The sequence below is a fragment of the Lactobacillus sp. B4007 genome (genome assembly GCF_026535895.1).
GTDB classification, from domain to species: domain Bacteria; phylum Bacillota; class Bacilli; order Lactobacillales; family Lactobacillaceae; genus Lactobacillus; species Lactobacillus panisapium.
In genome coordinates this window covers 255,754-277,076 of record NZ_JAFNPA010000003.1, presented here as the reverse complement: position 1 = coordinate 277,076, position 21,323 = coordinate 255,754, and the positions used below count along the sequence as shown (strand labels likewise).

At 32.4% G+C, this 21,323-nt stretch carries 30 protein-coding genes and 1 tRNA gene; 17 read left to right on the top strand and 14 right to left on the bottom strand.

The window, feature by feature from the left end; translation table 11 throughout:
* Nucleotides 1–4: 4 nt before the first annotated feature.
* From J3U54_RS06575 to J3U54_RS06565, 3 genes are all read right to left on the bottom strand, one after another.
* Nucleotides 5–847 (bottom strand): aldo/keto reductase, encoded by an 843-nt coding sequence (locus J3U54_RS06575; RefSeq protein ID WP_267385563.1) that lies wholly within the window; start codon nt 845–847, stop codon nt 5–7.
* Between the two features lie 99 nt (nt 848–946).
* A complete protein-coding gene (locus tag J3U54_RS06570) occupies nt 947–1,270 on the bottom strand; it encodes an AzlD domain-containing protein (RefSeq protein WP_267385527.1) in 324 nt (107 codons plus the stop codon).
* Nucleotides 1,257–1,964 carry an AzlC family ABC transporter permease gene (locus tag J3U54_RS06565; protein ID WP_267385526.1) on the bottom strand — a complete coding sequence of 236 codons (708 nt, stop codon included), beginning with the start codon at nt 1,962–1,964 and terminating at the stop codon, nt 1,257–1,259. The genes J3U54_RS06570 and J3U54_RS06565 overlap by 14 nt, the downstream gene beginning before the upstream one ends.
* A 218-nt stretch (nt 1,965–2,182) precedes the next feature.
* Between J3U54_RS06565 and J3U54_RS06560 the strand changes: the two genes are divergently transcribed.
* Entirely contained in the window at nt 2,183–2,734 is a 552-nt protein-coding gene (locus tag J3U54_RS06560) for a helix-turn-helix domain-containing protein (protein WP_267385525.1), read from the top strand.
* Between the two features lie 114 nt (nt 2,735–2,848).
* Here J3U54_RS06560 and J3U54_RS06555 read toward each other — a convergent pair whose 3' ends face one another.
* Entirely contained in the window at nt 2,849–3,238 is a 390-nt protein-coding gene (locus J3U54_RS06555) for a carboxymuconolactone decarboxylase family protein (RefSeq protein WP_220234585.1), read from the bottom strand.
* Nucleotides 3,239–3,380: 142 nt separating this feature from the next.
* Here J3U54_RS06555 and J3U54_RS06550 point away from each other — a divergent pair, with 142 nt between their 5' ends.
* From J3U54_RS06550 to J3U54_RS06525, 7 genes are all read left to right on the top strand, one after another.
* Complete coding sequence (locus J3U54_RS06550; protein ID WP_220219738.1) at nt 3,381–3,737, top strand: MerR family transcriptional regulator; 357 nt, start codon at nt 3,381–3,383, stop codon at nt 3,735–3,737.
* Between the two features lie 147 nt (nt 3,738–3,884).
* Nucleotides 3,885–4,244, top strand: a complete 360-nt coding sequence (locus tag J3U54_RS06545; RefSeq protein WP_103751719.1) for a hypothetical protein — start codon at nt 3,885–3,887, stop codon at nt 4,242–4,244.
* A gap of 624 nt (nt 4,245–4,868) precedes the next feature.
* The gene (locus tag J3U54_RS09150) at nt 4,869–5,234 is read left to right on the top strand and encodes a CPBP family intramembrane glutamic endopeptidase (RefSeq protein WP_416381980.1); all 366 of its coding nucleotides are present in this window, start codon (nt 4,869–4,871) and stop codon (nt 5,232–5,234) included.
* Between the two features lie 174 nt (nt 5,235–5,408).
* Nucleotides 5,409–6,737: an ABC transporter permease gene (locus J3U54_RS06540; RefSeq protein ID WP_267385524.1), complete on the top strand. Its 1,329-nt coding sequence runs from the start codon at nt 5,409–5,411 to the stop codon at nt 6,735–6,737.
* A 14-nt stretch (nt 6,738–6,751) separates the two neighbouring features.
* On the top strand, nt 6,752–7,336 hold the full coding sequence (locus tag J3U54_RS06535) for a TetR/AcrR family transcriptional regulator (RefSeq protein ID WP_267385523.1): 585 nt from the start codon (nt 6,752–6,754) through the stop codon (nt 7,334–7,336).
* 846 nt (nt 7,337–8,182) lie between these two features.
* Entirely contained in the window at nt 8,183–8,530 is a 348-nt protein-coding gene (locus J3U54_RS06530) for a helix-turn-helix domain-containing protein (RefSeq protein WP_103751723.1), read from the top strand.
* Nucleotides 8,523–8,930: an ImmA/IrrE family metallo-endopeptidase gene (locus tag J3U54_RS06525; RefSeq protein ID WP_267385521.1), complete on the top strand. Its 408-nt coding sequence runs from the start codon at nt 8,523–8,525 to the stop codon at nt 8,928–8,930. Before J3U54_RS06530 ends, J3U54_RS06525 begins: the two co-directional genes overlap by 8 nt.
* 379 nt (nt 8,931–9,309) lie before the next feature.
* Here J3U54_RS06525 and J3U54_RS06520 read toward each other — a convergent pair whose 3' ends face one another.
* The 6 genes from J3U54_RS06520 to J3U54_RS06495 form a co-directional block, all read right to left on the bottom strand.
* The gene (locus tag J3U54_RS06520) at nt 9,310–9,570 is read right to left on the bottom strand and encodes a DDE-type integrase/transposase/recombinase (RefSeq protein WP_267385519.1); all 261 of its coding nucleotides are present in this window, start codon (nt 9,568–9,570) and stop codon (nt 9,310–9,312) included.
* Nucleotides 9,571–10,237: 667 nt separating this feature from the next.
* Nucleotides 10,238–11,314 carry a hypothetical protein gene (locus J3U54_RS06515; RefSeq protein ID WP_267385518.1) on the bottom strand — a complete coding sequence of 359 codons (1,077 nt, stop codon included), beginning with the start codon at nt 11,312–11,314 and terminating at the stop codon, nt 10,238–10,240.
* The gene (locus J3U54_RS06510) at nt 11,304–11,969 is read right to left on the bottom strand and encodes a hypothetical protein (protein ID WP_267385517.1); all 666 of its coding nucleotides are present in this window, start codon (nt 11,967–11,969) and stop codon (nt 11,304–11,306) included. The genes J3U54_RS06515 and J3U54_RS06510 overlap by 11 nt, the downstream gene beginning before the upstream one ends.
* A gap of 223 nt (nt 11,970–12,192) precedes the next feature.
* The gene (locus tag J3U54_RS06505; RefSeq protein WP_267385516.1) at nt 12,193–12,621 is read right to left on the bottom strand and encodes an HNH endonuclease; all 429 of its coding nucleotides are present in this window, start codon (nt 12,619–12,621) and stop codon (nt 12,193–12,195) included.
* Between the two features lie 1,182 nt (nt 12,622–13,803).
* The gene (locus J3U54_RS06500) at nt 13,804–13,944 is read right to left on the bottom strand and encodes a hypothetical protein (RefSeq protein ID WP_267385514.1); all 141 of its coding nucleotides are present in this window, start codon (nt 13,942–13,944) and stop codon (nt 13,804–13,806) included.
* Nucleotides 13,945–13,959: 15 nt separating this feature from the next.
* A complete protein-coding gene (locus J3U54_RS06495) occupies nt 13,960–14,148 on the bottom strand; it encodes an XRE family transcriptional regulator (protein WP_267385513.1) in 189 nt (62 codons plus the stop codon).
* Nucleotides 14,149–14,248: 100 nt separating this feature from the next.
* Here J3U54_RS06495 and J3U54_RS09085 point away from each other — a divergent pair, with 100 nt between their 5' ends.
* The 8 genes from J3U54_RS09085 to J3U54_RS06455 all read left to right on the top strand — a co-directional run bounded on the left by J3U54_RS09085 (nt 14,249) and on the right by J3U54_RS06455 (nt 17,319).
* Nucleotides 14,249–14,416 carry a helix-turn-helix transcriptional regulator gene (locus J3U54_RS09085; RefSeq protein WP_323848309.1) on the top strand — a complete coding sequence of 56 codons (168 nt, stop codon included), beginning with the start codon at nt 14,249–14,251 and terminating at the stop codon, nt 14,414–14,416.
* A gap of 53 nt (nt 14,417–14,469) precedes the next feature.
* Nucleotides 14,470–14,628, top strand: a complete 159-nt coding sequence (locus J3U54_RS06485; protein WP_267385512.1) for a hypothetical protein — start codon at nt 14,470–14,472, stop codon at nt 14,626–14,628.
* A 7-nt stretch (nt 14,629–14,635) separates the two neighbouring features.
* Complete coding sequence (locus J3U54_RS06480) at nt 14,636–15,019, top strand: ImmA/IrrE family metallo-endopeptidase (protein WP_267385511.1); 384 nt, start codon at nt 14,636–14,638, stop codon at nt 15,017–15,019.
* Nucleotides 15,020–15,080: 61 nt separating this feature from the next.
* On the top strand, nt 15,081–15,632 hold the full coding sequence (locus J3U54_RS06475) for an SLAP domain-containing protein (RefSeq protein ID WP_267385510.1): 552 nt from the start codon (nt 15,081–15,083) through the stop codon (nt 15,630–15,632).
* A gap of 80 nt (nt 15,633–15,712) precedes the next feature.
* Nucleotides 15,713–16,162 carry a hypothetical protein gene (locus J3U54_RS06470; RefSeq protein ID WP_267385508.1) on the top strand — a complete coding sequence of 150 codons (450 nt, stop codon included), beginning with the start codon at nt 15,713–15,715 and terminating at the stop codon, nt 16,160–16,162.
* Nucleotides 16,163–16,396: 234 nt separating this feature from the next.
* Nucleotides 16,397–16,552 carry a hypothetical protein gene (locus J3U54_RS09145; RefSeq protein WP_267385507.1) on the top strand — a complete coding sequence of 52 codons (156 nt, stop codon included), beginning with the start codon at nt 16,397–16,399 and terminating at the stop codon, nt 16,550–16,552.
* Nucleotides 16,553–16,643: 91 nt separating this feature from the next.
* A complete protein-coding gene (locus J3U54_RS06460) occupies nt 16,644–16,976 on the top strand; it encodes a tyrosine-type recombinase/integrase (protein WP_267385506.1) in 333 nt (110 codons plus the stop codon).
* The gene (locus J3U54_RS06455; RefSeq protein ID WP_267385505.1) at nt 16,885–17,319 is read left to right on the top strand and encodes a tyrosine-type recombinase/integrase; all 435 of its coding nucleotides are present in this window, start codon (nt 16,885–16,887) and stop codon (nt 17,317–17,319) included. The genes J3U54_RS06460 and J3U54_RS06455 overlap by 92 nt, the downstream gene beginning before the upstream one ends.
* A gap of 105 nt (nt 17,320–17,424) precedes the next feature.
* Here the strand turns inward: J3U54_RS06455 and J3U54_RS06450 are convergent.
* From J3U54_RS06450 to J3U54_RS06440, 3 genes are all read right to left on the bottom strand, one after another.
* Nucleotides 17,425–17,513 (bottom strand) — tRNA-Ser (locus J3U54_RS06450).
* Between the two features lie 104 nt (nt 17,514–17,617).
* Entirely contained in the window at nt 17,618–18,835 is a 1,218-nt protein-coding gene (locus J3U54_RS06445) for an ABC transporter permease (protein WP_267385504.1), read from the bottom strand.
* On the bottom strand, nt 18,828–19,724 hold the full coding sequence (locus J3U54_RS06440; protein WP_267385503.1) for an ABC transporter ATP-binding protein: 897 nt from the start codon (nt 19,722–19,724) through the stop codon (nt 18,828–18,830). Before J3U54_RS06440 ends, J3U54_RS06445 begins: the two co-directional genes overlap by 8 nt.
* 283 nt (nt 19,725–20,007) lie before the next feature.
* On the opposite strand from J3U54_RS06440, the gene J3U54_RS06435 reads away from it, so the two are divergent.
* The gene (locus tag J3U54_RS06435; RefSeq protein ID WP_220219746.1) at nt 20,008–20,613 is read left to right on the top strand and encodes a helix-turn-helix domain-containing protein; all 606 of its coding nucleotides are present in this window, start codon (nt 20,008–20,010) and stop codon (nt 20,611–20,613) included.
* Nucleotides 20,614–20,710: 97 nt separating this feature from the next.
* Here the strand turns inward: J3U54_RS06435 and J3U54_RS06430 are convergent, their stop codons facing one another.
* The gene (locus tag J3U54_RS06430; RefSeq protein WP_220219747.1) at nt 20,711–21,172 is read right to left on the bottom strand and encodes a hypothetical protein; all 462 of its coding nucleotides are present in this window, start codon (nt 21,170–21,172) and stop codon (nt 20,711–20,713) included.
* Nucleotides 21,173–21,323: the final 151 nt, after the last annotated feature.

Genomic DNA, 21,323 nt, shown 5'->3' with positions numbered 1-21,323 from the left:
CACATCAGCGAATCATATTATAAATACGTTCAACCGCAGACGGATCGCGATGATCAAAAAATTGGCTTTGTCGTTTATCTAATCTGTTGATTTTGACCATTTCTTGGTCAGTTAAAGTAAAATCAAAAATATTACTATTTTCCACAATTCGCTCACGATGAACAGATTTTGGAATAACAACTTTTTTTCTCTGAATTAGCCATCTTAAAATCACCTGTCCTACCGATTTATGGTGACTCAATCCAATTTCTTGTAGAAGTGGGTTACTAAAAATCTGGTTTTTCCCTTCAGCAAATGGTGCCCAGGCTTCTGGCTGAATTGCTTTGTCTTGCAAGAATTTAACAGCATCTTGTTGCATCCAAAGATTAATCTCAATTTGATTAACGGCTGGTCGTACGCGATTATACAAAGCCAAATCCCAAATTCGGTCAGGTTCAAAATTCGATACACCAATTGCGCGAATCATCCCAGATTCATATGCTTCTTCCATTGCACGCCAAGAGCTGTAAACATCACCATAAGGTTGATGAATTAAGCATAAATCAAGATAATCTAACTGCAACTTTTTTAATGATTCATTGATTGCTCTTTTAGTGGCTTCATATCCTGTGTCCTGGACCCATAATTTAGTAGTTACAAAAATATCTGATCTTGTTATTCCGCTCTTCTTAATTGCTCGTCCTACTGCTTCTTCGTTTCCATATGAGCTAGCTGTGTCAATTAGCCTGTAACCTGCATCCAATGCTGTCAAGACAGCCTTTTCTGCTTCCTTAATGTCAATAATTTGGAAAACACCAAAGCCTAAAAGCGGCATTTCAATTCCATTGTTTAATTTAACTGTTTCAATGCGTATTCCTCAATCAACTAAGTTTAATAATTTTGCAGTTATTATAAACCTTGGAGTGCAGACCAATGCAAGAGGAGTAAAAAGTATTCCTAATGTAGCTCAGATTAAACGTAATAAGGCCAACGAAATTACGCCCACCAAAACGATTAACAGTAACGATTTACTAATTAAGGCAACAATAAAGGTGGGTAGTGATGCCAAAACATAATCCACATTAACTTTGGGAAGATGTCCTAGACTTGGCGTAAATAAACTACTAAACCAAAGAGATGCCATAATTACAATTGGTACGAATGATAGAAATTCAACTATTATTTTAGGTAAAGTAAATTTCTTTAATAAAACAAATGGCAAAATTCGCGATAGCCAAGTGGCAATTCCACAGCCAATAATTGTTAACATTGTGTAGTTAGAAAAAGACATGTTTCACTACCATCCCCAATATGCACCCTAAAATTGTCACCACAAGAATAACTAACTGTTCAGGTAAAATAATCATGCATAAGTAAGTTAAAGCCATTGTTATCAAGACTACTGTCACCTGTAAAGCCTGTTTCATTTTTTTATCACTAATTATCTGTAGGTACAATAAACCAATAAACATTGCTACAATGGCAAAATCTAAGCCCAATCTTTGCGGATTGGTAATTAAGCCCCCGAGAAATGCACCTAAAGCAGTTGCAATTACCCAAGTCAAATACGAAATAGTATTAGTCGTATTCTGCCAGGTAAAAGTCAGCCGATTGCCTGTATAGTTTAATTTACTCACCCCAAGTGCAAAACTTTCATCAGTCAGCAAGGTGCCAATGGCTATTCCCTTACCTACACTATCTTTTTTAAAATATGGTGCCAATGTAGTGCTCATTAAAATCATTCTGGAATTAATCAGAAAGGTCGCTAGGATGATTGACAAAATCGGGCTCCCTGCCGCAAGCATACTTACTGTAGTAAACTGGGCGGATCCGGCATAAATAATAATTGACATTAAGCAAACTGTTAAGATTGAAAATCCACTCGCGCGGCCAATAATGCCAAAAGCAGCAGCAATTCCTAAATAGCCAAATACTGTTGGGATTGTTTCAACAAATGCGGCATGTCTTGATAAAGAGTTATTCATCTACTCATCTACCTTTCCCTTTTTCTTAAAAACTATTTGCATAAAATAGTGTAAACTAGGTTTAACTAGCAAAAATTATTTGAACCTAAGCAAAAGCAAGTTTAATTTGCTACAATGCTCTTTCGTTCGATATATAATAAATACGTTCAATATATTAGATTTAACAAAGTTTACGACGAACTTTAGATAAAGTCAATTACTTTTTAAGGAGAAACTAATTGGAAATTAATCAGATTATTGCCCACAATGTTAAGTTTTACCGGCTTAAAGCCGGACTAAATATTAGTCAGCTAGCGGAAACTGCGGGTATTAGTAAAAGTATGCTCTCACAAATAGAAGGTGGAACAACTAATCCGACAATCAACACAATCTGGAAGATTTGTGCTGGACTTAATATTCCCTATACCCTTCTTTTAGAAGATTCTGACCTTAATAAACCAACAATTATTCAAAAAAATAAAATTCTGCAGCAACATTCCGCCGATGGTCATTACCGGATTTTTAATTATTTTCCCCAATCAATTCATCGCCGCTTTGAGCTTTTTCAAATGGAGCTAGATCCACACTCACAATATAAATCTGTTGGGCATTCGTCAAATTCCGAGGAATATGTAATGGTAATAGCCGGAACATTATGGATTACGGTCAATAATCAGAAAAATCTGTTGAAAAAAGATGACACCATCTTCTTTAATCCAACCAATCCCCATACCTACTCCAATGAAACCAATGTAATCGCAAAGGCCGTTATTATTAATAATTATTACTAATGTATTTACAAATCTTGTTTTAAGAACTATCTAAAAGAAAAATCACTTCTAATAATGAAGTGATTTTTTTACTTGTATATTTTTTGGTTCTAGTTTTAGTTGATAATTAAAATTTTACTTTCCTTGTTCGTCACGGTCTTTAAATACTTGTTTAGCTACATTAACTGCATTTAAAACTTTAGGAAAGCCAACATAAGGTATGGCTTGGATGAAAGTCTCAATCACTTCTTCTCTAGTTAATCCAACATTTAAAGCACCATTGATGTGAACGTTTAATTGTGGTGCAGTATCGCCTTGTGAAAGCAAACTAGTAATAGTAATCATTTCTCTTTGCTTTAAGTCTAAAACATCACGATTATAAATATCGCCAAATGCGAATTCAATAATGTATTTACCAACATCTTCTGGTAAACCTGCTAATGAATCGATAACTGCTTGACCAGCTTCTTGATCAACTTTAGCTAAATTCTTTAAACCAGTTTCGTAACGATTATTTTCTGCCATGTTATTCTCCTTTTCGCTAATTCAAATTACTGCTATAGAATAAATGCTGGAGTATACTCCACGTCAACCACTTTTTTAAGTTGACACAAAAAAGTTGAATGTAATTATTATCTTAAAAAACAGATGAGAAGAGATAAATATTATGCAATATTCTATTGGTCAATTTTCTAAATTATGTGGTCTGTCGATTGATACACTGCGATATTACGAAAAGCAAGGATTAATATTTTCAAGCCGCGACAGAAACAACCGTCGTGTATATACAGATAAAGATATCAATTGGGTCAAGTTTATTCTTAGACTGAAGAAAACCGGCATGAGTATTAAAAAAATGCAGGAATACGCCAAATTGCGTTACCAGGGTGACGAAACAATTCCCCAAAGGTTGGTCCTTCTTTTTGAACAATTGGATTTATTGCATCAAGAACAGGATCAACTCAATGAAGATATTAAATTTATTGAACATAAAATCAAAATTTATCTTGGACTAGCTAAATGATAAAAGAGTAATAAATCTGCTCTTGTGTAAATTCGATAATAGTGCAAATATATCAATATAGCTTTAGTTTGACTGCAACTAAGATTAAATATCGGCAAACTATTGTTTATAACAAGATAATATTAGTAATTAAATTAGGGGGTCTATATGAAACGGAAATCTTTACTAATGTCATTTTTAGTCATTTTTGGCGTTTTGTTATCCTTGAATGTTTTTGGGCGAAACGTTCAGGCAAAATATTGGAAAGAATATTACTTTAAGCCGCGCGAGGTCAAAGTAATTAAGCCAGTCAAAATTTATAAAATGAAAATTGCTTATCCATTATATAAGACCCATGCGGTTGCTTCCAAAACACTGCGAAAAGGTCAAAAAGTTCATATTCGTGATGTTGCTAGTTACGAATGGCTGGTAACTCATAAGGGTTGGGCTAACGGCTATTTTAAAGCTCATGGTAAATATTTCTGGCAATGTCCGAAAGCTAAGGGCTGGTATAAATTAGTCAGATAGATTACTACTGAAAAATAAAGAGCGTTTGCAGACACTCTTTATTTTTATAGCTAGGTCTTTTAAGAAAAGTGAATGTAATTACTTTAAAAGCACATTCTTTGGACGGCTAGTCCGATTTAGGTATATGTTCCATGTCTTGGGAAAAGTAGTTTTTACAAACAAGAACTAGAAAATATTTGACCTATTTCAAGTGAGTATTCATTGTGGCTATAAGTTTAGTCGAAATATTAGCAATATTTAAAAATCTTTTCGAAGATTTAATCGAGTTGTCTGAACTTTTAGGCATCTTTAAATATAAGTAAGGAACATCTGGCATTATGAAACAACTAGGAAAAATAACCTTATCTTTATTAAAAGCCATTGGTTTCTTAATCTGGTTTCTGTTCTCCTTTATTTTTATGGAGTCTCCGACACTTGCATATATCATCTATGACAATGAAACAAGGAACAATGTCAATATTTGGCACCATGTATTGGTTCTGATAATTGGGTGTCTAGTTGGTTTTGTATCTGTTTATCCGCTTTATAAAAAAGTTAACGGCACGCCGATCTGGTCAATTAAACTAAGCATAAAAAAATCTACTGATTTCTTTCGGTTTTGCAATATTGTCACTTTTTATCCAAGTGTTAATTGGAAATATTGTTAATGTAGGCAATACAGACGATGACTTAATTAGATTACTTCACACTCAACTAGGCGCGATTGTTTTTTTCACCTTGGTTATATCGGGTCCTATATTTGAATCAATGCTATTTCAAGGTAGCTTACAAGGCGGGATTTTTAAAAAGCTTAATCTTTGGCTAGCAATTCTTCTCACTAGTCTGCTTTTTGCTTTTGCCCATGGAAACATGCTTTCATGGGCAACTTTGCAAATATTTTTTACTGTGTTAAGTTACTCACTAGTATATTTAATAACTAAAGACATTAAAATGGCTATTTTTTGTCATGGCTTACTGAATTTAATTATTTGGATATTCAGATTTTTTTGATGTAAAAGCTAAAGAAAAAAATATTTATAAGCAAAAGGGCTGAACCAACTGGTTCACCCTTTTTTGCTTTCCCAATAAAATATTTTCATTCAATAAAAGCAAGTGCTTGCTTGCATTAAAAAATTAAAGATGCTATTCTACACCAAACACAAAATAAAAAGTGAGGTTAAAAATATGAATTTCAAAAAATTTATCAGCAGTCGCGGAACTGTAATTGCACTGTTGATTACCGTTATTTTTGGTGGACTAGTATTCTGGATATATGATTCAGGGTATAAGAATATGCCAAGCAAGATTAAAGAATTGCCCATCGAAATTATTAATCAAGACCCAGACAGCAAGGACCTGGCTGAAAATATTAAAGCTAAAGCTCCGTTCAAACATGTAAAAATTAGTTCTGATCTCAAAAAAGGAAAACAGAATCTAGATCAGCGAAAGAGTTACCTGCTGATAGCAATTCCAGCACACTTCAAGCACAACCTTTCACATGGCAAAAACGCTAAAGTGAAATTTTATCTTAATGATTCAAACCAAATGTCGGTAAGTAGTTCTTTGAATGCGATAGCCAATAAAATGGGCCAAGCAATTGACAAGGAAATACAAGTTCAAAGTCAGACAATTAAAATAGCAAAACCACAGCTAGCTAAAATGCAATTAGAGCTAAATAAGCAAAGGGCAAACGCAGAAATTGAAATAAATACTGCTCGACGCTCTATTGCTCAAGCACCCAAACAAATGCAGCCAGCTTTAATTAAAAAGCTAAAAACGCAAACCGCTTTAAGACAAAAACAAGTAGTAAAGAAGGCTTTGAAGCAAAAGCAGCAAATTATTTCTCAAAGCAGGCAAAAGGCATTAGCACAACAGAGTAAAACTTCTTCTTTTACTATTCAGCACCGTAATTCTGTTCCGAAGGGTTTAAACAATGCCCTAGCCCCTTTCTTTATCAACATCACACTTAATTTAGGAACGCTCATGGGAGCACTACTTCTTTATGGTGTATATGCTAAATTTGCGTCTAAAATCGGCCGGTGGAAGTCATTTGCATATTTAGAATGTACTTATTTACTGATAGCATTTTTAGCGAGCCTAATTGTGAGTGCGATTGATCTTAAAATTTTACCAGGATCCATGGCAAATTATTCGAACATCATGTTTGGCCATATATTGGCAATTTTCCTTTATTACAATTTCAACACAATAGCACTTCTATTATTAGGACAAATCGGAACTCCGATTAATATTATTTTGACAATGATCCAAGTAGTTTCAGGAGCCGGAATTATTCCACTGATTGGAATGAATTCTTTCTTTAATCTTGTTCATTACATATCCCCGGTATACTACGGTATTCTGTCTGACTTTAATTTCCTCTATGGAGGGACATTTTCTTCGGAGCAACAAATCGGCTTTTGGCTACTCCTAGTGGGAATCTTGTTAGTTAATATGATAATTGTTACAATAAGACACAAGCAACCAACGTTAAAATTTGATGAATTAAGTTAAGGCAGGTGATCAACATGGCTGGTGATGTTGAACAAAGGATTTTGGCAGCTTTTTCACATTTATTAATTCAAAATGGATATCAAGGAACAACTACCAAAAAAATTGCTCAAGCCGCACAAGTTAATGAAAGTACCTTATTTAGACACTTTAAAGATAAGTATAGTATTTTGCAGCAACTTGTAGCCGAATATCGTCAAGATATTCAAACAGTCGGGGATAATTACCAGCTTGTTGGTGACATTGAAAAAGATATCATGAATTTTTCTGTAATCTACCAAGGTTTTATTGAACAGCACTTAGCATTATTTTTAACCGGTATACGTGAATCACAGAAATTACCTGAACTAAAAAAAGTAATTAAAAGCTTACTTGATTTAATCAGAAATATTCTAGAAGAAAAATTTGCGCAAATGCAAAATAATGGCGAAATTGCCCAGGACATTGACTTGAAAGTGGAAATTGATAATTTAATTCTTCTTAACTTGGGTCAAGCCATTATGCAACATTCCTTTCCAGATTCGCTTTTTCAAATTCAACCACAGGAATTTGTACAAAACAACATTCGGACTTACGCAGAACATTTAAAACCAAAGAATTGAAGTCGTCATTAAACATATATTTTAAAAATTACACCAAAGAACTTTAAAAAAGTGGTACGACCCCCAAAATTAGGACAATTTTGGAGGTCGTTTTCCATGGCAAAATTATTTAAGTAAGTTTAAGCAAAAGCTTCAACTTGAAACAAAATTATAGGGCTGGCCCTGAAGAAAGTTATTGGCTAGCCAGAAACTTTAAAGAGTGGTCATTCAAGTTAATATTACTTAAATATGAACTTAAAGCCGATGTTTAAGAGCATGTTCGCAAAAAACATATGACAAAGTAGTCCAGCAGGCCAACAATTACAAGTCAAATTAAAATACACGACTTCAAATGACTATCGAAATCGTGTATCAAGATTTGCTTATTATAAAATGTCGAACTGTTTGGTTGCACTTCATATTCAATAAAATATTCCTAATGTGTATTCATTAGGGCCTGCTTCAATAAGGGCTAACCATTTTGGCGTACCCCATTAATATTTAGAATTTTCGCTCAACTTTTAATAGTGTGCGATAATCTACCCTTTCAACTTTTACTTCACTTTATAATTACAGGTTACTAGCTCCATAATTTATCGATATTCTTCACTTCCTCCATTCTACGTAAATAATTTCATCATTAAATCGCGTAATAAGATTGACTTATATTAGCGCAAACGCTAATATGAAGGCATAGTAAATAAATGCTATTGAACAGTATCCCCATACAATTGCAGTGGTCATTTATTTACTTAAAACCGTAAGTGATTTAATTGACAAATATATTATTACTCGTTTTCGCTAAATAGTCAACATAATAATAGTGAATTCGCTAATATTTTTGTCAGGGATAGGGAGATCCTTGATATGTGCACATTTGAAAGAATAAAGAAATTAGCCAAAAAGCATCATTTAACTCTAGCAAAAGTAAATGATTTAGCTGGTATAGGAACTAATTCAATTTATCGCTGGAAAAAGCAAACCCCAACAAGTAATAACTTGCAAAAGGTTGCTAATGTTTTACATACTTCAACCGATTATCTACTTGGTAATACAGATGATCCCTCCCCTATCAATACCAAGAATCGCCATGCAATTGATATTGAAAATGATGAAATATTATCCTATCGTGGCAGACCCATTCCTGATGATTATCTTAATATTATTAAAAATCTTATGGATTCAGATATTGAAAGAGGTAAACGACGTGAGTAATTTGATTGCCTGGCTATATAGTTATGCTTTTAAACACAAAATTGGTGTTTTACAAATATTTACCAAACCAGAATACAGTTCTTTGTCTGACAAAAGCAAACGCTTGATTATTATCAATATTAATTGGAAAAATAAAAAAGAATTACCCTTCATAATTGGTCACGAAATTGGTCATATTTTAGCTGGAGAATCAGGTTTATCCAATTATTGTGGTACACCTTTAACGCCAAATGAACGGCGTGCAGATCTTTTCTCACTAAGTTTGATTTTTGAATATGCTTCAAACCAATATGACAGTTTTGATGAGCCAATTCAGTTTATTGAGCAATATGGCATCCCAGATAGAATGCTAGCTGATACAGTTAATTTATATAAAAGAAATAGTCAACTAGTTTTTTAGTTAGGTGTTTATCTTGACGGCAGACATAAATCAAAAATGTGTGGAAATTAAATAGTGGAAAACAAATAGATGAAGTTAACCACTAGAATTGGATGTTAACATCATTTTATATTCGCTCAGGCCGTATTCCGATATTCAATCGGGGTACGGCCTTTTAGCGTATGCCTGATTCTAGTATTCGATCCACTTTTCCATCATCTTTTGCAACGCCTTCTTGGTAGGATAGGTATAGGTGAGTAGTCTAGCTCAACCTTCATGATGTGAAAGAGACTCTCGCAGGTTGCTCGTCACGACATGCTTTGAAAAACACGGTATTGCTTTATGGTTTGGCAATATGCTTTGGACTGGTATTGGATGCCCCGGTCGCTGTGAATCATCATTAGGTAAGGTAGGTTAGGCGGGCGGCCAAAACCTGCTTGAGTCCGTCCAGAACATACTTGGTCTGCGGCCGCTGAATAATGGTGTAGCTGATGATTTCACCACTGTAAAGATCTTTAAAGGGTGATAAATATATCCGTTCGCTCTTGCTTTTATTGCCATAGCGAAACTCGCTGATATCAGTGACAACCTTTTGATAGGGCCGATTCGTCTTAAACTTTTGGCGGAGCGATTCTTGACCTAATACTCTTGGATGAATCATACTTGCCTGCACGCAAATTGTATTTGTGAGCCAGCGGGTTGTGCACCTTCATCAGTCTATAAATTCGCTTATGGCTCACCTTGAGGCAATACTTGATTTTTTGCATATTGATCATCGGCAGATAGTTAAAGCTGGGATTATGCCTTTTAACCACTTTAATTAACGACAGTAAAGCCAGATTGCTGTATCTTTTCCCCTGCTGCGCGGGTGATGCTAATAGGCGCTCTTGGCTAAAAAACTATAGTGCAATAATTCTTGCAGCTGTTAGTTATGCTCATGCCTTAGCTCTTGGATGATGTCCGTTCTTCCTGCCTTGAGCTTCTTTGCACCGAGCCAAGGCTTCGACTTTTTTAGTAGTAGTTTTCAATGTGGAGCTGTCGGTTTTCTAAACGCAGACGCTCTAATTCGGATAACTCGCTGTTGTTATACTTAACTGGTTTTTTAGGTAATTTGTTCATCGATGGTTGGCCTTGTTTGGTAAAGAGCGCATCAAGTCCGCCCTTGAAGTGAATAGTGGTATTTTAATAGGTCTGGTTATGTTCTTTTCTCCAGTTTAAGACTTGGAACTTGTAATATTTGTTCAACGGTAAATTTAACATAGTAAAACCCTCTAGTTTTTGTTAAATCTAGAGGGTTAACTTCATTGTGAGAGCATTTTTATTTAACTTTATTTATGTTTCTTAAAATAAGGAATTTCAATTTTCTTATTTAATAATCTTTCTATAATCTTGTTGTCTAGCAATGCTGCAAAAGTTGGTATCGAATCTTTGGTAACTTCTAATTCATTATTAACTTCATTTATTTCAGGTATATTCTCCAAAACAAAACCCGCATCAGCATTTTTATCAACATATTCTTTTAATGATTTTATAACATCTTTTAATTCTTCTAAATCAATTTTTTTAATGATTCTCCTTTGACTATCATGAAAGTTAACAAATGTTTTTGTTAAACCTTCACTTTTATAGATAACTTTTTCAATCTCATCATAATCTTTATTTATAAAATTAACAGATATATTTTCTTTTGTTAACTTGATTGAATCATTTTTCTTATTAAACTTTTTTAGAATTCTATCTACATATTCATGTTGTGTTTCTGTTACGTTAAAAGCTTCATCAAAATTATAAGCTTGATATATTTTTATTTTATATTGATTACCTTCACTAGTGTTTTTTCTATTATAAAAACTAGCTATACAACTATTGGTTGGTAAACTAAAGCCATTCTCTACTTGCTCTATATATGCCCCATTATTTTTTGTAGAACCAACCTTTTGCCCAATCGCTTTTTGCCTACCTTTTTTAAAATTAAATAACCAAAAGCCAATATCTTTTATCAGATTATTTTTACCGATATTATATAAAAATAATTCTTCATCTCCATTTTCTTTTTTTGAAATATAAGCTACCATATTACAAAGCAGTTCTCCATCGTCATTAAAAATATTTTTAATGCTCTTTAACTCAGAAGCATCATTAAGATTGGACATTATTTTTTTAAAAATATCTAATTGATAGCACTGTGTTTTATTATTTCCATTAATATAATATTTTTTTGGTGTGGAAAATTCTTCCATACATTCTTCGCCAAAATAATCAATCATCGATCTTTCTGATGGATCTTCAACTGTACTTGAAAAATCTTTTAATTCTTCATCACTAAGACCAAGTTTTAAAGTCGTTGATTTTTTTCCTGCTTTATAATTCATAACAAAAATACTAGTTATTTCCTTATTTTTCATCAGATTTACTCTCCTCAAATTTCACCAGTACCCCAATATTATCAGGAAAGTTACTTTCTCCCATTTTTACTACTTCAATTTTTCTTTTTCCACTTATTAATTTATCTATATCACTTGTTTTCCCTAAAACATATTGTAAATTACTTTTCCCATAATTGTCACTTACATAAAAAAAAGAATACTTTAATAGTACCAACGAAATATTTGGAAAAAGATCAGATGAATTTTCAAAGAAAACATATATGATAAATTGAAAAACAATCACCATTACCAAAGTGGCGACAGGGAAATCATTAATAGAAAACGTTGACATTAAAGGTAATATAACACTAAAAATAAATTCTCTGAAACCGGAATTAAATTTATTAGATATACTTACCTTTTTAGTACCTAAGGTCTTTTTATAAGCTAAAGTACTTTTTATAGCTCTCTTAACGAGCAGCAAGCAAATTAATGATAATATAAAAAAAGCAATAAACGTGCAAAAAACAAAATTATAGTGAGAATGATTATCAATAATGTCAAAAACATATAAAATATTGTCATTGCGTTCAATATTTATAGTAAACATAAAAATAATTAGTAAGAAGTAGACCGGAAGTAAAGATGAAATATAGTAACTTAATCGAAAACCTTTTCTAGATGATCTAAGCATTTTATATCTCCTTTGAGAAATAATTATAAACCAAAAAAATTAACTAGCAATGCTTTTACTTTGAATATAAGAATCTGTCAGGAATTGCACCTGATAGCAAGCTCATGATTATGTTCTGCAATTATTATTCTTTCTTGATCAATCCTATCATTCCAACATATACTGATTTTGGGCACAAAAAAAGGCGGTAATCCGTCCCTATATAATAATATGCTTCTAATATTTAGTTTTCGCTATATTCATCATCAGGTAATTTATCACCCTTTTTAGAATTACATTTTTTGCAAATAAGTTTTACATTACTCCATAAATGTTTTCCGCCTTTAGCAAGTGGCATAACGTGATCAACTTGTGGAGCATTATCACTATTTTTGTCGTACCCTTTTTCAGGTTTTAGTAATGTCTTCTTACAAATATAGCAACGTCCTTTGTCTCTCTTATATAGTCTTCTCAAAGAAATATCTTCATGGTTTTTCCAACGATTTTCCCACTTTTCTTTATAATTTTTTGCTGATAAATCAAAGCTTTTCATCCTTCTTTTTATTGACTCGTTATAAATTCTCATCCTTTTTTTACATATATCACAACAGTATTTGGTTCTATTTTTAGGAATTTTCTCTCCACAATCTATACATCTACCATATGTATCCAAAATGTCCTCCTCATTCTAAAATTTCTACAACTTTGTTTATCTTTTTCATGACTATTGTAGCACTTATCTATTTTTCTAAACGCAAGCTAGGATTTGACCAGTTAAATTAGTTTAGAACCAACTGTGTTTCCGATACACCAACGGCGCATATGATATGCTTGCCACGTAGCGGTGCTGGTCCTCTTAAGCCAGCAATGGGTCTTCACATGTCTATTCCGGCATCAGAACTGGAACCGGATTTCAATTATTGCCAGAACTCAATGAAAGGAGTATAAATTTAAAAATTGTTAACAGCTTTCAAGAATTATTTTTTCTTGATAATACTTATAGATAAGACTAATATAGCATCTGCAATCCCAATCAGTCCTTCGGCTTTTCCTCGACTTTTTAAAAGCCTTGAAACTCACATCATAGTATATCTTGAATGTGTCTATCGTATCGGCAAATTGACATAATGCGTAACGCTTTAAATCATCTTATCTAGAATCGCTATATTGAACCTTATCAGCTACTTTTCAGATCTATATACAAATGATTTCAAAATCGTTCTAAAGGGCTATCGTGAGCTGTCAAAGCAAGCTTTAATTGCTTGATAGCATCAATCACAAAAACTTATCCGTTTTAAGAGCAATATTGGCAAGTGGATAGAGTTGCCATACCCGTTTAATTTCATCTATGGTGAACGGTGGTCAATTAGCAAACTTAATTAATGATCGTTTAGTCGCGCCGATAGGTATTACAGAAAATCCATGTGATGCATAGCTAATTGCGTAATTGACTAGATTTTCTAGTGCCATAATTAATCATCTAGAAACGGTTCTTCTGTCATTTCAGCTAACTCGATTCAAGATAGACCCTAATTGCACCATCTGATACTCCACTTTAGCTATCAAGCGATAGATTACTGCTTGTTGTTTTAACCTGGATAGTGGTTTCACTATTCTTGGTTTTAAAATTATCTATGCTTCCATCAAATTCAGTCTGTTTTCCGTTCATTTAAATTACCTCCTAAAATGACAAATTCACAATTTCTAAAAGGATTTTGTGGATTTCTTTTATTAGGTACCAATGTAATAGTAATTTCTAAAACCTTGTCAAGTTCAGGTTGAAAGGCTTTAGCTAGTGCTTCATATGCATCAGATTTACTATCAAAATCCAAACAATTGTCCGGAATAGGATTGTTTACCGTTTCTCAAATAGCTTGATTCGTATCGCTGTACCTATAATTTCAGCTACATCCTTAGCAACAAAAAATGGCTGGTTATTAATAATTAATGTCCTGACTTTTTCCTTTTCAAAATTAAATGTTTGAATTTCATTCATTAGTATCACCTTCTTTTATAGTTTTAAGTCATGCACAATCGCCAAAATAAAACGATTAGCAGCTGGGTTTGACTTACGGCCACTGATGTAATCGGTAGCATCTTGTTGCTTAATTCCATAAATTTTAGCTAGTTCTGTAATCTTCATATGGTTATTTTCAAGATATTCTTGAACTAGCTTCCTTCCGAGAGTTAGTGTTGGCATATTCTCACTTCCTTTTTTAACTTAATTTTTAAGATAAAAAATAAAAAAGCATTGATTTTTATACCAAAAGAATAAAAAAGTTAATAATTTTCGAGGTACTATGAATAACTATTCTATATATAAAAGAATCTACGAATTAGCTCAAAAAAAGGGCCTAAGTTTACAAAAATTAGCAGAAAAAGCTGGGATGTCAACTAATTTAATCTATAGTTGGAAAAACAAAAAACATCCTAGCAAAACTAGCTTAAAAAAGTTGCTGATATTTTAATTACAACTCCAGAGTTTTTAGAAGGTATCAAACCTGTTTTTTCTGAGAAGGGATTGACTTGGCAAGATTTTGGAATGGCATATGGTGGAAGAATTCCTGATGATTTAAAAGATATGTATAAAGCCCTAGCTGAGCAATATGTCAAAAATCATCTTGAAGCTCTCAACAGTCTGAAGAAGATGAGGATGACGAATTATGATAAGTTACTATGAGGATTTAATGCAGTGGTTAATCGATTACTGTAAGCGCCACCATATACATGCTTTTTGTAAGTCAGAATTAGATCCTAACCAAAAATCTTATTCTTACCGTTATCCAAGGGTTATTTTTTTGAATGATCATTGGCAAGTTGCGAATGAAAAACCATTTATTTTAGCACATGAAATCGGGCATGCAATGTGTACGAAGGAAGATTTGGTTACTAGCAAAGATACTTATTCAAATATGTCCAAAAATGAATGTAAGGCAAATATTTTTGCAGTTAAACTTTTACGAAAATATTATGAGGAATCTGATATTGAATTTGATTCTATTTATGATTTTGCAGATGCTTTTGGTATACCTAAAAAATACCAATATTTATTAAATGAAGTATGTTATTAATATTTCGTCCATCACACCAACGACATTAAACCTATGGCAGATTTTTGAGAGGTAAACTGTTATGAAATTTAAAAAGTTAATGGCAGCAGGAGTTGCTTCACTAACATTATTAGCCACCAGTACAAACGTGGTCAGTGCTCATACTGTAGGCACAGTAATATTATTAAATTCTAATATGCCAGCATATAATGCTAAGGGCAAAAAAAACAAAAAAGCACGACCTTTTGCTAAGGGCAATTTATATAAAATTCTTGGTACCAAAAAAGTAAAAGGTAAAAAATTTTATCGTCTAACAAAGAAGAAATATATAATTGCTAAGGATTCTAAACTGATAGATGATCGTACTATTCCACCTGAGAGGCCTGCCAAAGAACCTTGGCAATCAAAGCATCTAGTTGATAATTTGCCAAGCTTAAGCGATCAAGTTAAGAAAGCCTTATCACTACAAGGCGAAGATAGGCTGGAGGCAGATAAGGAAATTGCTAGTCAACTTGGAATGCTAAATAAAAATGGTGATATTGAAATAGATCAAGCCACTTTTGAAAAAGGAATACAAAAATATACACAATCTAACGACTCGGCAAAAGATTGGATTGAACAAGGAGGGAAATAATGTGAGATAATAATAAACTTAAAACCCTAAGTTTCTATACTTTAGATAGTGATAAAAAGGTGATTTGTGATGATGAAAACATGTCAGATACAATTAGAAAAGAAAAACTTTCAAAAAAAACTAATGAAGAATTAGTTCATGGTAATGATTACTTTTTTGTAGCTAGTTTGGAAGTTAATAAGGATCAAGTATATGAAATTTTTGAGAATTTAAATAAATCAAAAAATACTAATATGAAGCCAAATTTGAAGTTTGATTATAAATGTCATAATAATGATGTTGAGTGCATGAATTTAAAATATGATTTAAAAGTTATAAATGTTCATAATCCACAAACTTTAAATGAACATACTATAATTGATAGCTCAAATTGGACTTCAGGAGCATATCCAGATGTTTTACCAGCTAGTTTTAAAGAAAAATGGTCAAAGATTGTAAATATAGAGCTTAAATATAGAGTAAAGAAAAAAATGAAGACTCTAAAAGGATCCGATTTAGAATTTTTTTATAAAATAGAAAAATCTGAGTAAAGCAAAAAGCCCTTAAGAACTCGTCTGGAAAACTTATTCTTAAGGGCTTCATGAAAGTGACTTCAGGTTAGTGCCTTAGTCTACCCTATTTTAGCACATAATAAGGAGTAAAATAGTGGCTTATATAAAAAAGCATGGTAATAGTTGGCAAGCACAAGTGTCATGGTATGATACGGATAATACCCGTAAATATAAAACAAAAAATATAAAACAAAAAGTGGCTTTACCACAAAAATGCAAGCTAAAAAGTGGGCCAATGAATTTGAAGTTAGAAAAGATCAGAATCAAATCACGAATTATGACCCTATTTTTTTAGAATGGGCAAAAACCTACCGCATCCCTGGTAAAACAACTACATCAGTAGACAGATATTATCAAATTTATAAATAAATATTTTAGAAACAAAAAAATAAGTAAAATCAATCGTTCTCAATATCAAAATTTTATTAATGAATATGGCAGCAACCATGCAAAAATAACCGTGCAAAAAAATCATAGTACAATAAGTGCTTGTGTTAATGATGCAATTTCAGATAAAATTATCACTACAGATTTTACCAAACAAATCAATTTAATTTGGGATAAGAGCAAGACTAGAAACATAGATTATTTAACTAATAAAGAAGTTATTACACTGCTTGAAAACCTAGAAAAAGGAATCAGTCTTCGTTTTACTAGCCGTTATATGATTATAACTGCTCTTTATACTGGAATGCGAATTGGTGAAATTATGGCTCTTGAATGGTCAGACATCAATTTCAAAAAGAAAACAATTTCAATTACCAAAACCTCAGTCTTCTATAAGAACGATTAGAGTTAATGATAGTTTACTTGAACTACTTTCCCAACTCAAGAAAAACAATCAAAACTCAGTTTTTGCAAATAGCTCTGGTCAAATTCCATCACAAGCTGGTATAAATAAAGTTTTACACATTCATTTAAAAGAAAGTAATATTGATCGTATCGGTTTCCATTTTCACAGTTTAAGACATACCCACGTTGCCCTGCTACTATTTAAAGGTGTCGACCTATATGCAATTTCAAAACGTTTAGGGCACTCAAATATGACTATAACGGCTAAAACTTATGCCTATATGCTAGACGAATATAAAGCTCAACAAGATGACATCGTTGAAGAAATTCTTGATGAAATATAAAAGCCTATCTAAATAAAAAGATAGGCTTTTTTATACTTCGGCGAACATTTGGCGAACCTGATGAATATAAACGCTGTAATATCAACGGTTTAAGCCACTATTTAAAGGAGAGTACAGGATTTGAACCTGCGCGCCAAGGAAAACTTGGTTCGCCGGATTTCGAGTCCGGTGCATTACCACTCTGCCAACTCTCCACAACAATCATAATTATACATGATATTGGCAAAACTGCAAAATTAATTTTACAATTTTACTCAATTTGTTTTTATAATTGTTGTTTAATTGTTGTCCATTTTAGCTATGACTTCTTTAGTTTTTGCCAAAATGGCCTATTATCATTTTGTAACATTAAACGTTTATATGATTTACCAATAGAAAATACCAAGAAAACAATGCATCCAATTAAAATAAGCAGTGATATGGCACTCTCCCAATTAGTAGCCGTTTTAGTAATCAAGCGTAGAGGCATGATGAATGATGAGAATCCGGGAATGAATGATAAAACAATCATTCCGGGATTCTTTAGTGCACTGATATCACTAAATGCTATTCCAATAAACAGGACTAAATATAAGAAGTAACTAACAGGCTGTGTAGCTTTTGAGGTGTCTTCAGCCCGCTTAACTACGGCTCCACAATAAGCTGATAAAACCGTAAAAAGGACTATTCCCAATAAAAGATATACCAGCCTAATTCCTAAAAGACTTTGGACAATGGCTTTGGCGTCAGCTAATAAATTAGTTTGTGCCATAAAAGAAGCAAAATACGGTATATGCCTAATTATTTCTAATCCAGTAGCTCCGATAATTAAGTAAATCAATAATTGGAAAACTACGAGTCCTAAAATACCAGTAATCTTTCCAGCGAAATATTTAACAGCAGAAATACTTGAAAAGATAACCTCAATTACCTTAGTTCCTTTATCAGCAGCAATTTCTTGTGCGGCAATATTCGTATAAATTCCAACGATAACAAACATAATTACAAATATAGTCGATAAAGAAAGATAAGGATTTTCACCAAGACTAGCAGACATTTTCTGCAAATGTTCACTTAGTACAGGAGCCAGATTAGACTGAGATAAGTTTAGTTTAGAATCTTTCTTGCTACGCTCATTTTGAAGTTGTTTCAGGTATTTTACTAACCTCTTTTTGAAACTTGAATCAATTTTCTTGGTACCAAAGTAGTCGGCTTGAATCCGACCATTGTTAACTTCGATATCCACATAACCGTCGATATCATCGTTTTGTAAGCTCTTTTTAGCAATTGAAACCGTCTTGATTGTGTCATCAACGTAATCTTTAGAATTAGCTTTTGCAAAAGATTTACTTACGTTTGGGTTATTGCTGACAACAGCATAAGTGTCTTCCGTAGCCCCCAAACTATTACTAAGAAAATAAACAGTTCCAAATGTAACAGCTACAATTAAAAGTGGTCCTAAAATTAACATCACGAAAGACCATGATTTTACTTGTTTACAAAATGTGTGCCATGCAACAATCGCAAATTTACGCATTCTTTTCACTCGCTTTCATCCGAAAAATTTCATCTAAAGGTGGTGCCTGCTGCTGATATTCTTCAATATACTGACCCTTTGTCAAGGCTGTAAAGACTGCAGGACCGTTTTTTTCGTCATCTATTCTTAATAAATAGCGATTATTTTTCCTCGGCTCGACAGTTTGAACATGTGGTAATTTAATTAGTTCCGCTAGTGGTGTAACTGTTTTGAAAAGAATTTCATTTTTAGAAAACGAATTTCGAATTTCTTCAACCGGACCCTTTAAAACAGTCTGACCTTTTCGAAGCATCAAAAGTGAATCGCAAATTTCCTCAACATTTGCCATATCATGACTTGAAAAAATGATGATAGCTCCATTATTCTTGGCATCCAGAATTGCCGTCTTTAGTAATTCCGCATTAATTGGATCAAGCCCACTAAATGGCTCGTCCAAGATAATTAATTTTGGTTGATGAATTAAAGTACAGATCAATTGAACTTTTTGCTGATTGCCCTTTGATAAAGTCTTTATTTTATCAGATTTATTTCCATTGACTTCAAAGCGATCAAGCCAAGCATCGATTTTATTTAACACATCTTGCTTTTTCATCCCTTTAAGTTGAGCATAATAAACAATTTGTTCTTGAAGCGTCAACTTTTGCATTAAACTGCGCTCTTCAGGTAAATAACCGATCTGATCAAAGCAATCTTCATTTATCTCCTTATTTTTCCATGAAATTTTACCGTCATAGCTAATAAAGTTCAAAATACTATGAAAAGTTGTAGTTTTACCAGCACCGTTTTGACCAATTAGACCTAAAATTTTATTAGGTTCAGCTACAAAACTAATATCATCTAGTGCGACCTTGTCACCATACTTTTTACTAAGATGTTCAATTTTTAGCATATAAAACCGCCTTTTTAATTTTTATTTCTTTTCATGATGTTATTATTTTATAGTCAAAATCTTTCTTTACTCAAGCTAAGTTTATGAGACATTGGTAAACAAGCCATCATATCAAGCTTTAATTTAAAAATAAAAAAATGTGGAACTAATAAACGACGTTATAACGGCGTAAACGCTACCTAATAAAATTTCAAATGAAAAAAGCCCTACTCCAAAATTAAATTGTTTTGAAAAAGAATTAATGTTTAAATAATATTATTATATAGAAAAAGGGCTCATTAGAATGGAATTAGGTAAGCAAATCAAATTTTATCGTACTAAACAAGGTTTCACTCAGGAACAACTAGCCAATAAATTACTTGTATCAAGAAAAACAATTTCAAGCTGGGAAAATGATCGTAGTTCACCAGATCTTGAAACCTTATCCAGACTGAGTGTGATTTTTAATATCACTTTAGATGACTTTCTTCATCAAGATATTACTGAGATCAAAAATAGTAAAACAAAATATTACATTAGTTTATTGATATACATAATAGTGTTGATCTTAACTTTACTTTCTTATTTGAGATTTTTTGGTATTAAAACTATTATTCTTTATCCATCAATTATCAATATTGCATTTTCTATTATTTACTTGTTTTTATTCAATGATTGGGCTCGCTTTAAGCAAAAAAAGAAACTAATTTTATTACTAGTTTCTAGTTTTGCTTTCTTAATTTTTAACTCTGTAATTACAATATTTAACAGCTACTTATTTAACTCTTTTTCAAATTCACCTTCATATAACTTGGGAATTCTTTTAGGTGCACTAATAACAATTATTTCTATAACCAACGGATCAATAATTGTGATTAATTTTTACCAAAAGCTTCAAGATTTAAGTTAGATTTTTAAAACTACTAATTTTGTTTAAAGCTTTGCTAACATAAGTTTATAGCTGTCCCTTATTTATCTGACTGTTAAAATTCGCATTAACATATTGTTTATTTAAACTTAAAACAATGTCTAATAAATATTTTTTGGAAAACTACACCTAACGCAATTGCCACGATACTAAGCAAAGCTATTAACCACAAATTCAGCTTAATTTTGACTAAAGACTGGATTAATTCTATTACCGCTATTAAGAAAACCATTCCTCTTAAACCAGAAATAACTAAACTACAATGTTCGATTTGTGTTGTAAATTTACCATTATTAATACATTTTTTTAGTAAATACTGGTAGTCAAAAAGATCAATTAAAACCGTGATTAAAAGGATTATTGCTACCAAGCCACGTTTAAAATCATTTTTTTGAAAAAATAATATATTAGGAAAACACAAAAACACAATTGCAACTGGTAACAGAACTCCTCTCTTTAAAGCAAGATCCGGATCTGCCCATTTTTTTATGTGGTGAAAAATATCTTTTAACGCTTCGAGAACTGTTTCTTGTTTTTTCATCCTCTAATTTCTCCTATTTAAACCTTTAACATCGTAATATCCTATGATCAAAGTTAGTACTTTTTCAAGCTAAGTTTCTAAGACAGGCATTAGACTTTGATTTATGATGCCGTACAGAAATCGCATGATAAACTTTTTAAAAAGCGGATTG

Bases quoted from the DNA above. Each gene is read 5' to 3' on its own strand.
- J3U54_RS06445 (WP_267385504.1), bottom strand. From the start codon at position 18,835: ATGCGTAAATTTGCGATTGTTGCATGGCACACATTTTGTAAACAAGTA.
- J3U54_RS06565 (WP_267385526.1), bottom strand. From the start codon at position 1,964: ATGAATAACTCTTTATCAAGACATGCCGCATTTGTTGAAACAATCCCA.
- J3U54_RS06570 (WP_267385527.1), bottom strand. From the start codon at position 1,270: ATGTCTTTTTCTAACTACACAATGTTAACAATTATTGGCTGTGGAATT.
- J3U54_RS06545 (WP_103751719.1), top strand. From the start codon at position 3,885: ATGAAACGGAAATCTTTACTAATGTCATTTTTAGTCATTTTTGGCGTT.
- J3U54_RS06515 (WP_267385518.1), bottom strand. From the start codon at position 11,314: ATGAAAAATAAGGAAATAACTAGTATTTTTGTTATGAATTATAAAGCA.
- J3U54_RS06430 (WP_220219747.1), bottom strand. From the start codon at position 21,172: ATGAAAAAACAAGAAACAGTTCTCGAAGCGTTAAAAGATATTTTTCAC.
- J3U54_RS06470 (WP_267385508.1), top strand. From the start codon at position 15,713: ATGTCAGATACAATTAGAAAAGAAAAACTTTCAAAAAAAACTAATGAA.
- J3U54_RS06555 (WP_220234585.1), bottom strand. From the start codon at position 3,238: ATGGCAGAAAATAATCGTTACGAAACTGGTTTAAAGAATTTAGCTAAA.
- J3U54_RS06500 (WP_267385514.1), bottom strand. From the start codon at position 13,944: ATGAATGAAATTCAAACATTTAATTTTGAAAAGGAAAAAGTCAGGACA.
- J3U54_RS06535 (WP_267385523.1), top strand. From the start codon at position 6,752: ATGGCTGGTGATGTTGAACAAAGGATTTTGGCAGCTTTTTCACATTTA.
- J3U54_RS09145 (WP_267385507.1), top strand. From the start codon at position 16,397: ATGCAAGCTAAAAAGTGGGCCAATGAATTTGAAGTTAGAAAAGATCAG.
- J3U54_RS06435 (WP_220219746.1), top strand. From the start codon at position 20,008: ATGGAATTAGGTAAGCAAATCAAATTTTATCGTACTAAACAAGGTTTC.
- J3U54_RS06440 (WP_267385503.1), bottom strand. From the start codon at position 19,724: ATGCTAAAAATTGAACATCTTAGTAAAAAGTATGGTGACAAGGTCGCA.
- J3U54_RS06510 (WP_267385517.1), bottom strand. From the start codon at position 11,969: ATGCTTAGATCATCTAGAAAAGGTTTTCGATTAAGTTACTATATTTCA.
- J3U54_RS06550 (WP_220219738.1), top strand. From the start codon at position 3,381: ATGCAATATTCTATTGGTCAATTTTCTAAATTATGTGGTCTGTCGATT.
- J3U54_RS06540 (WP_267385524.1), top strand. From the start codon at position 5,409: ATGAATTTCAAAAAATTTATCAGCAGTCGCGGAACTGTAATTGCACTG.
- J3U54_RS09085 (WP_323848309.1), top strand. From the start codon at position 14,249: ATGAATAACTATTCTATATATAAAAGAATCTACGAATTAGCTCAAAAA.
- J3U54_RS06520 (WP_267385519.1), bottom strand. From the start codon at position 9,570: ATGATTCATCCAAGAGTATTAGGTCAAGAATCGCTCCGCCAAAAGTTT.
- J3U54_RS06475 (WP_267385510.1), top strand. From the start codon at position 15,081: ATGAAATTTAAAAAGTTAATGGCAGCAGGAGTTGCTTCACTAACATTA.
- J3U54_RS06495 (WP_267385513.1), bottom strand. From the start codon at position 14,148: ATGCCAACACTAACTCTCGGAAGGAAGCTAGTTCAAGAATATCTTGAA.
- J3U54_RS06480 (WP_267385511.1), top strand. From the start codon at position 14,636: ATGCAGTGGTTAATCGATTACTGTAAGCGCCACCATATACATGCTTTT.
- J3U54_RS06530 (WP_103751723.1), top strand. From the start codon at position 8,183: ATGTGCACATTTGAAAGAATAAAGAAATTAGCCAAAAAGCATCATTTA.